Source organism: Paenibacillus sp. HJGM_3, assembly GCF_045062745.1.
Lineage (GTDB): Bacteria > Bacillota > Bacilli > Paenibacillales > NBRC-103111 > Paenibacillus_AA.
Window position 1 is genome coordinate 17,823 of sequence record NZ_JBJGED010000046.1, and the last position, 12,838, is coordinate 30,660.

Sequence of the window (12,838 nt, forward strand, 5' to 3'; positions counted from 1 at the left end):
CTTTATTTTTCATCTCGGATCATAACCGACGACGGTCCATATTCCTGTTGAGTCCTGCCTTACCAGTCGCTGCAAGTAAACTTTTCTTATGGGAGAGCTTTCGTCGCTTACCGTAACGACCGCTTCCTTACCGTTATTGTTCACGATGGCCAGATCCTCCATCTGAATCGGGTATTCACCGGTAATGCCTTGAGGAGACATCTGTAAACTAACAAACACCTGTGCTGCATAGATGGGGTCGAGCTTCCATGGAGAGCTGCCCGAATCGACGCTTTTTTGATCATTCGTTTCAACGGTTAAGTCGTAGGGAACTTGAACTTGAGGTTTCGCAGCCGTTTCATTTCCTGAAGGAATTTCCAGCGTGCCGTTCATGATCCCTTTGGCGAAAGATAGCAGATCCTCTAATGGAGCATCGCCCATTACGGAGTATTCCTCTCCGTCCTGCCGCCATCTAACGGAGCTTGTTCCCGAATCCTCCGCTCTAGGTGCCTGGATCTCAACGATCCCGTTGTTCATGCGGCCAATTATTGCGTTGGGAACAGGCTTCAGCTCCCCAGTCGATGGGCTTTGTTCTAAGAGAACCCGGTAATTTTTAGTCGGTGCGCTGTAATAAATCTTCACAAGATGTTTATCCGGAATGACGGAGAATCGGTCTTGGAAGTATCCGGTCGGGAGGAGCTCAGGCGTTCTTGGGGCATAGCCGACGACGCCTTGTGCTTCGTTCAGATCGGTTACGAATTGTTCAGGGTTGGTGTCAATCTCCTTAAAGCCCTCAGGCAGACGATATGCGATCAATGGCTCGGGGATGGCATTGGTGAACTCGATTTGCGTGTAAGTGATGTTATATTGAATGCCATGATACAGGGCCGTTTGTTTTTGCAGCGGAAGCTTGGTTTCCTTATCGATCCATATCCGGTACGGCAATCCGCCTTTTGGGGTCACCTCCAGAATAGTCGTTCTTCTTCCGGCCACCGTATCTTCGCCAACCTCCGTCGCGGATGAAGCATTTCTCACTTCCTGAATTTCATTGCCCAGCTCAAACTGAAACCGATAGGAGTCCGGGAAGGCCGGGAAGAGATGGACTTGTTTGGGGCCGGACTGAATCTGCCATTTCCTTAGTCCATTATTGACCGTGACGAGATCCTTGTTGGGCCCTTCCAAACCTTGGATATAATAACGTCCCTCTTTATCCGCCCAAACCTCCAATTTCGCTTGCTTTGCAGATTCCCCGTTTGCGTTTGTTTCTACGATTTCAAGTGTTCCATGGTACGCTTGCACATTACGAAAAGCCTTTTCCATGGCATGGACCACATTGGTGTTGCCGAGGGGGATCGTGAAGTTCAGCAAAAGAACTAAGAGGGCCACACCGGCTACGCCGAGGATCCAGCTCCATTTGGACTTTGGACGATGCCTTCGCGGAAGCTGATCTGCAACGGATTGAACCAGTTTCATGGGATAATCGGGTCCCGGCATGGCGGGCTCCTTCAAGCTGCGTACCAATCTTATTGTCTGATAAAGTTCGACTAACTCTTCCGAAGCCTGCTCGTCTTCGTCAGGTTTTCGCTCTTCATTCAACCTATCGATATAATCGGATACTTTCCGTTCCATTTCATTCATGGATTTTGTTCCTCCGCATCCTTAGTCGTTTTCAGAATATCGGCCAAATTTTTTAAGGCCCGATGCTGCATGACACGAATGGCCCCTTCTTCTTTCTTCATGACCCGAGCGGTATCGGCGACCGATAACCCGGAGAGAATTCGTAATTTAATCACGGTGCGCTGCTCTTCATTCAGCTTCGCTAAGGCATTTTCTATAAAATGACGCTGAGTGCTAGTTTCGGCGTGATCTCCGACCGCATAAAATTTCGGATGGATGGATTCTATACTGACGGGGATCCCCCTGCGTTTCTTTTTGCGCCAAACATCCCGCAGCAAATTGGTAGCCACCTTTTTCAGAAAGGCGATATATTTGTTCGGAGCCACTTTTCCATTTTGCAAATAAGAGAAGGCTTTTACATAGGTTTCCTGGGTGATATCCTCCGCTTCTTCGCGGTTTTGAACCTTAAAATAAACGAACCGGTATAAAGCTTCCCATGTAGCCGAGCATACTTCTTCGATGTACTTTGGATCAACCGCTGTCAAATGGGTTTCACCTTCTTTCCTGACTTCATTGTTTGGCATAATAAGAAACGTCCGGACCGTTTGAAACGTTACATACAGGGTCCCGCATCCTACAAGGATGCGCACTTTTCCCTAAAGAAACGCAATAGCCCCGTCGGATCCGGATGGGATCTAACGGAGCTATCTTAGTCATAGCGACCTTGCCGTCCATTCATAAGCTCTGCGTGCTTCAGCAGCCTTCCTATCCTCACCGCCGCTTCGGCACGCGTGCAAACAACCCCGAACCGTCCTGCGGGACGAATCGGGGTTGTACATGAGCCAACTCAAGTCAGCCGCTGCCGGGAAGCCTCGAACAACAGCACCGTGGCGGCCATCGCCACGTTCAGCGATTCCGCGTCGCCCGCCATCGGGATAATGACACGGCGGTTCGCGAGCCGGGAAGCCGTCTCGGACACGCCTCGAGCTTCATTGCCGACGATGAACCACGTGCCGCGGGTGAAATCGACGGCATAGCACGACTCGCTCGCTTGCAGGCTCGCTACGACGAGCTGCAGCTCGCGCTCGCCGGCCTCCTCGAGCAGCGGCCCAAGCTCCGCCTCCACGATCGGGAGGTGGAACAGCGAGCCCATCGTGGAGCGAACCGTCTTGGGGTTGTAGAGGTCGACAGTACCCCGCCCGAGCACGACCGCCGTCGCGCCCACCGCATCCGCGCTGCGGATGATCGTGCCGAGGTTGCCGGGGTCCTGGACCCCGTCGACTACGACTACGAGCGGCTCGCCGGAGCGGCCCCGACGGCCGGGCTGATCCTGTCCACCTCCGCTCCACAACACCTCGAGACTCCATGCCGGCTTGTTCACGACGGCGAAGATGCCTTGCGGCGTCTGCGTGTCCGAGCACTTCAGCAGCACATCCTCGCTGACGCTGATCCACTCGAATGCCGGTGCACCCGCTCCCGCTCCGGCCCTTGCCTTTTCCACCGCCTCCGTAGCCGCTTGGTCCACCTCCGACGGGATCCCCCGCGCTTCCGAGTAGACCACCGCGTCGATGGGCGCGCCCGAACGGATCGCCTCCGTCACGAGGTGAACGCCTTCTATGAGGAACTGCCCTTGCTTGTCCCGTCCTTTTTTGTCCAGCAGCTGGCTCCACAGCTTAACCCGCGCATTTTGTACCGAAGCGATATGCATCACGGTCTACTCCGAGAACGTCTCTTCGAACCGCTGCAAATTCTCGTTGCGGCCGACGACGACGAGGATGTCGTTTTCCTTGATCTGATCTTCCGCGTACGGCGCAATATTCATCTTGTCCCCGGTCTTGAGCGCCATCACGTTGCAGCCGTACTTGGCCCGAATGTCGAGCTCCCGCAAGCTTTTGCCGAACATCGAGTGGGAAGCCCTAATCTCGGCGATGCTGTAGTCGTCCGATAATTCTATGTAGTCGAGAATATTGGGAGAGATGAGGTGATGCGCCACCCGCACCCCCATGTCACGCTCGGGATAGATCACCTTGTCCGCGCCGATCTTCGTGAGCACTTTGCCGTGGAGCTCGTTTTGCGCTTTGACGATCAGGGCCGGCACGCCCATGTCCTTCAAGATCAGCGTGGTGAGAATGCTCGCCTGGATGTCTTCCCCGATCGCCACGACGATGACGTCGAAATTGCGGATGCCCAAGGCGCGGAGCGCCTCCTCGTCGGTGGAGTCCGCCTGCACCGCATGGGTGACCATATTGACGACCTCTTGCGTCCTCTGCTCGCTAGAGTCGATCGCCAGCACTTCATACCCCAGGGTATGCAACGATCTGGCCACGCTTGAGCCAAACCGTCCCATGCCGATGATCGCGAATTGCTTCTGTTTCATACCGCAAGCCCTCCCACGCGTATCTACGGGTTATTTTCCAACATTATAGCATATTTCATACCGGTTCCCCTAAAGCATTCGCGCCGCATACATGTTGTCGTAGAAATTGAGCAAGCTAACCCAGATGACCGGAAGGTCCAAGATTAGCTTACGATGGAGGGACTTGTTCGAATGGATTTGGATTTGCGACAAGCGATTATTGGCCAGGTGAAAAACAATACGACCGAGCAATTGCATGAAGTGATCATGGATTCCGTACACCAGGAAGAGAAGCTGCTGCCCGGGCTCGGGGTGCTGTTCGAAATCATATGGGATCACAGCGACCCGACCGCCCAGAACCAGATGGTGCAAACGCTCAAGGACAACTTGTAAGCCGCACCCTCGTTCCATTCTTTTTGCCGGATACCGGATCCTGCTGCCAGGAGCGGTATTTCGGCATGCTCAGGAAATGGTTGCGTCCTCTCTATCGGTCGAATATGCTAGAGTCATGTCAAGTGTGTGACGAGACGGAGGGGCAGCGCCTACATGAGCTTGAACCTGTTGATTGCTGAAGACGACCGGTCGGTCTGCGAGATGCTTCGGCTGTTTTTGCTTCAAGAAAAGATCGAGCCCACTTTCGTCTACGACGGCCACGAGGCCGATCGGCTGATGGCTGCGCAGCCCTGGGACCTCGTCCTGCTGGATTGGATGCTGCCCGGCAAAGACGGGATTCAGCTCTGCAAGGAGTGGCGGGCGCAGCGCAATGCGGTACCGATCATTCTGCTGACCGCCCGGACGGAGGAGCAGGACCGGATTCTGGGTCTGAATCTGGGTGCCGACGATTACGTGACCAAGCCGTTCAGTCCGCTCGAGCTCATGGCCCGGATTCATGCGGTGCTGCGCCGGTATAAGGCTCCTGAGCGCGGTCTCGCCACGGCGCCCGATCTGCTCGACGATCGCGAGGAGGATGGCCTCCTTCGTTATAAAGAGCTCAGCGTCGATCCGCGGAGTCGGGAAGTGACCGCCGGGGGGCGCAAGCTCGCTCCGCTCACGCCCAAGGAATTCGAGCTGCTCCACCTCTTCATCCGGAATCCGAGGCAAGTGTTCTCCCGCGAACAGCTCATCGAGCAAGTGTGGGGCTATGATTACCTCGGCGAGGACCGGACGGTGGACGTCCATATCAAGCGATTGCGCAACAAAATCTCAACGCCGGATCGTCCGTGGATTGCCACGGTGTGGGGCGTGGGCTACAAGCTGGAGGAATAGCGGATGAAGCTTCGGATGCCGCGATACCGCTTTACTTTTTTTCAACGGCAATTTCTCAGCCACTTGTTTATCGCCCTGCTGCTGCTTATACCTCTAGCATTCGGCTTCTACTATTTCGCCAAGCATTCGATCCTTTACAAGAATAAGAGCGAGGAGCTGCTCGCCGCCGCGAAAGTCGCGGCCCGCGCACTGACACGCGAAGAGCGGACGAAGGCCGAGCAGCAGCTCGCCACGTACAAGCTGCTGCTGACGGAGCGCAAAATCTCGATCATCGCGCTCGACCGCAAAGGCGATGTGGTGAACATCCCCGCCTTGGCCACGACGGACTGGAGGAACAAAGCGCTCTTGGACCGGTTGCGCAAGCAAATTTTCCATGTGCAGAACGACGCCGTCTTCCTGTTGGATTCCGTTGAGGGCGTATCCGCCTCCATCATGGTCGCACCCAAGCTGGTCCGGCCTCTCGGGGAGAAGGACTACATCTATCTCTTCGCCTTATCTCCGGTGCAGGGATTCTCCGGCATCGTCGGCGGAATGAACCGGACGGTGCTCGCGGCCGGCGGATGCTTCCTCGTGCTCGTCCTGGCGATCAGCTTCTGGCTGTCCCGCAGCATGAGCCGGCGCGTTCGCCGCCTTCAGCTCGCGACCCGCGGGATTGCGGAAGGCGACTACGCCGTGCGGCTGGAGGAAAAACGCACCGACGAGCTCGGCGACTTATCCCGCGACTTCAACTCCATGGCGCAGCAGCTCCAGGAGGCCTCGGAGAAGCTCGCGCGGTTCGAAGCGCGCCGGCAGCAATTCATGAGCGACGTGTCGCACGAGCTGCGTACGCCGCTCACTTCGATCCGCGGCCTTATCGAGGGCTTCCGCAACAACCTCGTCGCACCCGAGGAGCAGGCGAAGTACTACTCGATCATCGAGAAGGAGACGTTCCGTCTCATCCGGCTCATCAACGAGCTGATGGACATGGAGCGGATCCGGACGAACCAAGTCCAGCTCGATCTCGAGTGGCATCGCGCCGCTGACATTCTCGAGGTCGTCGGCGAATCGCTCGAGCTGCTCGCCGCCGAGAAGAAGCTCCGGCTCGAAGTGCAGTGCGCCGACACCGCGAGGATCTACGGCGATTATGATCGGCTGATGCAGATCATGATCAATCTCGTCAAGAACGCGATTCAGTTCTCGGACTACGGGACGGTCCGCCTGAGCGCGGAGGAACAGGACACGCACACGGTGCTGGAGGTGGCCGATCAAGGCCGAGGGATGACCCGGGTGCAGGTGGAGCAAATGTGGGACCGCTTCTACAAGGCCGACCCGTCGCGGGTGAAGGAGAAGAGCGAGACCGGGCTCGGGCTGTCGATCGTGAAGCAGCTCGTGGAGGCGCATGGCGGCACGATTGAGGTGAGGAGCGAGCCGGGGCTCGGCACTACGATACGGCTCCGGCTGCCGAGGGCGGCTGCCAACGCGGACGAGCCGCAGGCGGGGTGAGCCGCAGGCAGGGCGAACCTTCATTAACTCTCCTTGTCAGCGGCCGCCTCTCCCGGGCGTCCCCCAAAATCAGAGGCTGACGACACTTGTCGTCAGCCTCTTGTCCTTCCCTATTGACCGGATGCTTTCAATTTTTCTATCTCCTTCACGGCATTCTCATCCGCCATCCGCAAGGTGGTATTGATGTCAAGCTGACCTTTACCGAGCTGGTACCAGAGCTTTTCGAGCTGGTTGTTCGTAATCGCTTGATAAGGCGATTGCTGGAATGGAGCAGCCGGTTTGTTTTTCGCTAGAGCCTTCAGGTTTTTCCCTTTCAAATTTGGATTGTCTTTACCGAACGCGTCTTTTGCCGATTGAGTTGTGATGACCGGGAGTCCAAGTGCCTTTTGGGCCATTTCGGTTTGAAACTCATCACTCGTCATATAAGCGATGATATCAAAGGCTTGTTCCTTATGCTTACTGATGCTTAGGACGTAAGCCAATGTGAGCGAGGCTTGCGAACCGACGCCGCGGAGGTGGCCGAATTCCGGTAAAGTGACCAAATCCCAATTCACGTCTTGCGGAGTTCCAGGAATCGAGGCGGCATACATGGCCGCTACTTTCGTTTTATAGAACAAGTTGTTGATCCCGGTAAAGCTGCCTTCCACCAGGGCATTGCCCGGAATTTCGTAGAACCGGTTTATGTTCTTGACCAACTGTGCCCAACGCTCATCGGAGTAGAACAACGGTTTATCGGTTTTGGGATCGGCGAATCCGAGGGACAGTTGGTTTTGCCAAGCGATGCTGTAAGATTGGGTAATGAAGCCTCTGTATTGCGTTTCTCCTTCTTTACGAGTGAGCCGCTTAGCCAGCTCGTATGCTTCGTCCCATGTCATGCCGTCCGTTGGATAAGGCACCCCGAACTTGTCGAAAATGTCTTTATTATACAAAAGGGACATTACATTCATCCTTAGCGGCAAAGCATATATTTCCCCCTTTGGAGAAAGCGCTCTCACCGCTTCTAGCGTACTTGGCTCGAGACGGCTCTGATCATAGCCGGTTTTCTTTATCATTTCGGTTAAATCGTATTGGAAATTAAACGGCGTAATGTAGCGGTAATGGTTCGTATCGCCGTTGAGGAAAATATCGATCGGTTCCTGGGCGGAAAGCAAGCTGGCCAGATGACCGGCCGGGTTTGTATCCGGGGAGTTGAGGACTTTTAAAGTAACATGCGGAAATTTCTTGACGATCGCATTCCCATACTGTTCCATGAAAGTTGCCGTATCCCCGGCGTACGGCAAATAGAAGGTAATGGTGACCGGCTCTTTCGGTTTTTCCTCCACCTTCGCCGCGACCTCCGCCGCTTGACCGGCTTTGTTTTCTTGTCCCCCGGTGCATCCGGCCAACAGACTGACGACCGCCATCAACAGCACCAACCACATTGAGATTCTTCTTTTCACCAAACCATTCCACCCTTTCTGCACAAGTAGTAATCTAATCGATCCGTTACCATCGTACGAGTCGGGGCCCTGCAAAAGAAACTGCACTTTGCGTCACAAAGATGAACCTTGCGACGCATCGCGCACACAGCTTGGTGTGAACAATATGCACTTTCATGCGTTCTATCTACTTTTCACTCTCGGTTAGAATCAGCAAAAAAGCCGGCGGACCTTTATTATACAAAGGCCACCAGCTTTTTCAGGAAACGATTCCTCTACAGCGGCGCTCAAAAATGCTCGGGCTTCTTGCCACAAGCCATTACAAAAGTCATCATCGCGTATGCTTCAGGTGAATGGTTAATATTCTCCGATGCCTGTTGGATTTGCTCAAATTCCTCTTCGTTAATAATTCCATTCTTGTAAAAAACCTTAAACCGGTTAAGATCAAACTGCCGCTTAAACCCTTCCATTCCATGAAGATCGCTATGCTGAATAACGGCATCCATATCCAAATCGATATAACCGGATTTGGCCAAGAGTCGAGGCAAACTCCTCCCGATATAGCGATTGCCCCCTTTGGAAGCTTGGTGGTCCGCCAACTTGTTTATGACAGAAGGCAGCAAATTCATATTCGGGCTGATCGCACCAAAAATTCCGTCATCTAGATCAATGATAACAAGCTTTCCCCCGGGCTTTAGCACGCGATAAATCTCTCTGGCCGCCTCCGCTGGATGGTGCAGATGCAGAAAGAGCAACCTTGCAATAGCAAAATCAAACGAGTCGTCAGGCAAACCAGTGTCATATACAGAGGATTGGACAAATCGCAGGTTGGACGAAGGAATACGATCCAACCGGGCTTTAGCTTCGTCCAGAAGGGTTGAATCGATGTCCAGAGCGGTAATTTCACTTTGCGGTAAGTTGTTGACGAGTTGTTCGGTAATGAATCCGGGGCCACTGCCAATCTCTAACACGCTCATGCCGTTCTGGAGTCCATACCATTGTAAGTGACGGAACTCTTTCTCCCATCCCATCATCGCTTGTACTTTCAACCGCTCAATCTCCGCTTGATAACCCAGAGTTGCATGGCGAATATTGTAAGTAGAATTACGTTCCTTCATAGGGTATCCCCTTAATCCTAGAGTGTTTCGTCATTTTTGTATTCTAAAAGATCTCCAGGCTGACAGTCTAAAGCCTTACAAATCGCCTCTAAAGTGGATAATCGAATCGCTTTTGCCTTTCCATTTTTCAAGATAGAGAGGTTTGCCATTGTGATTCCAACCCTATCCGAAAGTTCGGTTACGCTCATTTTTCTTTTGGCCAGCATCACATCGATATTGATTATAATCGCCATGTTCTTCACCTCAGACCGTCAAATCATTTTCGGATTTTATATCAATAGCCTCTTTCAAAAGCATTTGGAGAACAGCGGCAAAAACGGCAATCACGATGGAGGCAAAAATCACGATCAATCCGATTACTAGGATCCCTGGGGCATCGTCTTTCTCGGCCAGGAGATAGAAAAGCGGCATGCCTGCCACATACACGATACTGATTGCAATTGCGCAGTTTTTTATATTCTTCAAGGCCTTTACCGATAATTCCGAGAACGCTTTGTTCATGTCGATATTGCATAAAAGTCTAAAGGCCTGGTAAAGGGCAATGTAAAAAGGGATCGCCGATGCATACAAATCGATAAAAACGAGATATTTCAGATAAGTCATCTCGGGATACAAGTCCACTGCAAAGTTCGCGATCTCAGGCACCAAAAAGATGCACAAAGCAAGAACCGGGATGCCAATAAGAATAACCGCCGCCTTTAAAAAAAGTGTTGTTCCTCGCTTCATAAAAAGCCCCTCGCTTATGGTTGATTTTATGTTGACTTTATCACAATATTTATCGTTTTTCAATAAATAATTACTGATATTTGATGCATTGTTGTTGTATAAATTTCGTTTTTACGAAAAGAAAAAAGCATTTCCTCCATACAAGGAAATGCTCAAATGCTCTATAACTTGCCTTACGGAGCCGTCTCCAAAAACTTCGCCGTCGGCATCTTTTCCATCGCCGTCCGCATCGCATACTCGTTCTCGAACAACGCCACGAAGTTGTCCTTCTTGTCCTTCACGAGCAGCGAGTTGATGCGGAACTTCGTCGGATCGAGCTTCTCGTCGATCACCCAGCGCGCGAACTGATACGGCTGCCGCTGCAGGAGGATGTCGACCCCGTATTCGGTCCGCATCCGGTGCTCCATGACCTCGAACTGCAGCTGGCCGACAACGCCCAGGATCATCTCGTCGAAGCCGGTCGTCGTGCGGAACACTTGCACCGTGCCTTCCTCGGTCAGCTGGTCGATCCCTTTCTGGAACTGCTTCTGCTTCAGCGCGTTCTTGATCGTCACCTTGCTGAACAGCTCCGGCGAGAAGATCGGCAGTTCGTCGAAGACGAGCTCCTTGCCTTGCGCCAGCGTATCTCCGATGCGGAAAATCCCCGGGTCGAACAGCCCGATAATGTCGCCCGGATACGCCGTGTCGACAATGTCGCGGTCCTGTGCCAGGAACTGCTGCGGCTGAGACAGCTTGATCTCCTTGCCCGCCCGCACGTGCTTCACGCTCATGCCGCGCTCGAACTTGCCGGACACGATGCGCAGGAATGCGATACGGTCGCGGTGCGCCGGGTTCATGTTCGCCTGGATCTTGAACACGTAGCCGGTGAACGGGCCGTAGCTCGGCTCGATCTCTCCGTCGCTGCTCTTGCGCGGAGACGGCGACGGGGCGAGCGACAGGAAGTTCTCCAGGAACGTCTGGACCCCGAAGTTGTTGATCGCGCTGCCGAAGAACACCGGCGTTAATTCGCCATCCCGCACCTTCTCGAAGTCGAATTCGTCGCCCGCCACATCCAGCAGCATCAGATCCTCCTGCAGCTGGTCATACAGATGCTGACCCGCCATCTCGCGAATGATCTCATCGTCGTAGCCGCTGACCGGCGCCACGCTGATCTCCTGGTGGTCGTCGCCCTTGAACAGCTCGACCTGGGTCTTCTTCCGGTCGTAGACGCCGCACAATTGCTTGCCGGAGCCGATCGGCCAGTTCATCGGATACGACCGGATGCCGAGCACATTCTCGAGCTCCTCCAGCAGCTCGAACGGGTTGCGGCCTTCGCGGTCCATTTTGTTAATGAACGTGAAGATCGGAATGCCCCGCTTCCGGCACACCTGGAACAGCTTTTTCGTCTGAGCCTCGACCCCTTTGGCCGAGTCGATCAGCATGACGGCGCTGTCCGCCGCGGTGAGCGTGCGATACGTGTCTTCGCTGAAGTCTTGGTGGCCCGGGGTATCTAGAATGTTGACCCGGTGGCCCTTGTAGTCGAATTGCATTACGCTCGACGTCACGGAGATTCCGCGCTGCTTCTCAATCTCCATCCAGTCGGAAGTCGCGTGCTTGCTGGCCTTGCGCCCTTTGACCGCACCCGCCAGACGAATCGCCCCTCCGAACAGAAGCAGCTTCTCGGTCAGCGTCGTTTTCCCCGCGTCGGGGTGAGAAATAATCGCGAACGTGCGCCGTTTCTCAATCTCGGATTCAATCTCGTTACTTATCGCATTGTTACTCATTCAGTCTATCCCTTCTGTCCCTTATCGATTACGCTTTGGCCCGCTCCAGCGGAATGCTCCACCGGGCTGCGTCGATCCAAGCCTTTTTACTGAATTCCCGACCCCGCAGCTCCACGCGATCTTTATAAAATTGCACATACAAGCCTTGCGACTTCACCTGACCGCCAGAGCGCGTTCGTCCGACGGAGGCGTTCACGATCCAGTGGAACGTTTCTTTGATATAATGCGTCGTGCCGTTGTCGAAATCTTGGTGCGTATGCCCCGAGACGACGAACACGTTCGGATACGGCTTCAGCATGTCCCGGAACGCCTTGGCCGGAATAAGCCGGTGCGAGCCGCCGTCCTCTCCCTGATTCGGCAGAGGCTGATGGATCAGTACGAGGATCGGCTTCCCGTCCGTGTGCTCCGCCAGCTTCGCCTTCAGCCAATGCAGCTGCTCCTCCGAGTACCAGGCGCCTTCCCCGACTTCGGGACGCTCCTGCATATACGCTTCCTGCGACAGCATGACGAGCAGCACCCCGTTCATCACTTCGGCGTGGTACGGCTTCTCATAACCCAGGAATTGCTGAAACCGTTGCCGGGACTGGGCGTCCGTCTTCCCGTTCGGGAGCGCCGCGGTGTTGAAGCCGCCGTTCTTATCGATCCAGACATCGTAATAATCGTGATTGCCCATATTGCCGTGCAGCTTAGGCAGCTTATAGGCGGCCAGAATGTCTTTCAAAAGTCCGTACTCCATCGGGGTGCCATAATCGGTCAAGTCCCCGCCCAGCAAAATGGTATCGACCGGCGTCTCGAAGGCGGACACGTCGTTCAGCGCCAGCTTCAGCTTCTCGGAAGTGGTCGCGTCATACATCGAGACGTGCATATCGCTCAGCACGAACAGCGACAGGAGCGGCACCGCGGACGGAGGCTCCGGGGTCGGCGTCACCTTGACGGAAGTAGCGGGCGACGGATCCGGCTCAGCGTCTCCGTTGGACAGCACCGTATACGGACTGTCCGAACCGGACAACCATTTGTAGAAGGCGAGCCAAGCCGTCGCGAGCATCGCGGTGAGCCCGATCAACCACTTCAGAAAGGAGCGTCTGGACATAGTTCACTTCCGTTTCGGCAAGA

13 protein-coding genes are annotated in these 12,838 nt (G+C 54.3%); 3 read left to right on the forward strand and 10 right to left on the reverse strand.

What is annotated here, in order from left to right; genetic code table 11:
- Window positions 1–9: 9 nt before the first annotated feature.
- The 4 genes from ACI5FR_RS32105 to ACI5FR_RS32120 all read right to left on the reverse strand — a co-directional run bounded on the left by ACI5FR_RS32105 (window position 10) and on the right by ACI5FR_RS32120 (window position 3,973).
- On the reverse strand, window positions 10–1,617 hold the full coding sequence (locus ACI5FR_RS32105; RefSeq protein WP_405462218.1) for a LolA family protein: 1,608 nt from the start codon (window positions 1,615–1,617) through the stop codon (window positions 10–12).
- Entirely contained in the window at window positions 1,614–2,180 is a 567-nt protein-coding gene (locus tag ACI5FR_RS32110) for an RNA polymerase sigma factor (RefSeq protein ID WP_405462219.1), read from the reverse strand. The genes ACI5FR_RS32105 and ACI5FR_RS32110 overlap by 4 nt, the downstream gene beginning before the upstream one ends.
- Before the next feature lie 263 nt (window positions 2,181–2,443).
- Window positions 2,444–3,304, reverse strand: coding sequence for a TrmH family RNA methyltransferase (locus tag ACI5FR_RS32115; protein ID WP_405462222.1), 861 nt, complete (start codon window positions 3,302–3,304; stop codon window positions 2,444–2,446).
- Window positions 3,305–3,310: 6 nt separating this feature from the next.
- On the reverse strand, window positions 3,311–3,973 hold the full coding sequence (locus ACI5FR_RS32120) for a potassium channel family protein (protein ID WP_405462224.1): 663 nt from the start codon (window positions 3,971–3,973) through the stop codon (window positions 3,311–3,313).
- A 171-nt stretch (window positions 3,974–4,144) separates the two neighbouring features.
- On the opposite strand from ACI5FR_RS32120, the gene sspI reads away from it, so the two are divergent.
- The 3 genes from sspI (at window position 4,145) to ACI5FR_RS32135 (ending at window position 6,700) form a co-directional block, all read left to right on the forward strand.
- On the forward strand, window positions 4,145–4,345 hold the full coding sequence (gene sspI / locus ACI5FR_RS32125) for a small acid-soluble spore protein SspI (protein ID WP_405462227.1): 201 nt from the start codon (window positions 4,145–4,147) through the stop codon (window positions 4,343–4,345).
- Between the two features lie 153 nt (window positions 4,346–4,498).
- Window positions 4,499–5,218, forward strand: coding sequence for a winged helix-turn-helix domain-containing protein (locus ACI5FR_RS32130; protein WP_405462230.1), 720 nt, complete (start codon window positions 4,499–4,501; stop codon window positions 5,216–5,218).
- A 3-nt stretch (window positions 5,219–5,221) separates the two neighbouring features.
- The gene (locus tag ACI5FR_RS32135) at window positions 5,222–6,700 is read left to right on the forward strand and encodes an ATP-binding protein (protein WP_405462232.1); all 1,479 of its coding nucleotides are present in this window, start codon (window positions 5,222–5,224) and stop codon (window positions 6,698–6,700) included.
- 110 nt (window positions 6,701–6,810) lie between these two features.
- On the opposite strand, the gene ACI5FR_RS32140 is transcribed toward ACI5FR_RS32135, so the two are convergent.
- The 6 genes from ACI5FR_RS32140 to ACI5FR_RS32165 all read right to left on the reverse strand — a co-directional run bounded on the left by ACI5FR_RS32140 (window position 6,811) and on the right by ACI5FR_RS32165 (window position 12,815).
- Complete coding sequence (locus ACI5FR_RS32140) at window positions 6,811–8,139, reverse strand: ABC transporter substrate-binding protein (RefSeq protein ID WP_405462234.1); 1,329 nt, start codon at window positions 8,137–8,139, stop codon at window positions 6,811–6,813.
- Window positions 8,140–8,405: 266 nt separating this feature from the next.
- A complete protein-coding gene (locus ACI5FR_RS32145) occupies window positions 8,406–9,236 on the reverse strand; it encodes a methyltransferase domain-containing protein (RefSeq protein ID WP_405462236.1) in 831 nt (276 codons plus the stop codon).
- A 17-nt stretch (window positions 9,237–9,253) separates the two neighbouring features.
- Complete coding sequence (locus ACI5FR_RS32150; protein ID WP_405462238.1) at window positions 9,254–9,469, reverse strand: helix-turn-helix domain-containing protein; 216 nt, start codon at window positions 9,467–9,469, stop codon at window positions 9,254–9,256.
- Between the two features lie 10 nt (window positions 9,470–9,479).
- A complete protein-coding gene (locus tag ACI5FR_RS32155) occupies window positions 9,480–9,962 on the reverse strand; it encodes a DUF2975 domain-containing protein (RefSeq protein ID WP_405462241.1) in 483 nt (160 codons plus the stop codon).
- A 173-nt stretch (window positions 9,963–10,135) separates the two neighbouring features.
- Window positions 10,136–11,725 carry a peptide chain release factor 3 gene (locus ACI5FR_RS32160; protein ID WP_405462243.1) on the reverse strand — a complete coding sequence of 530 codons (1,590 nt, stop codon included), beginning with the start codon at window positions 11,723–11,725 and terminating at the stop codon, window positions 10,136–10,138.
- 28 nt (window positions 11,726–11,753) lie between these two features.
- Entirely contained in the window at window positions 11,754–12,815 is a 1,062-nt protein-coding gene (locus tag ACI5FR_RS32165; RefSeq protein ID WP_405462245.1) for a metallophosphoesterase, read from the reverse strand.
- Window positions 12,816–12,838 lie beyond the last annotated feature (23 nt).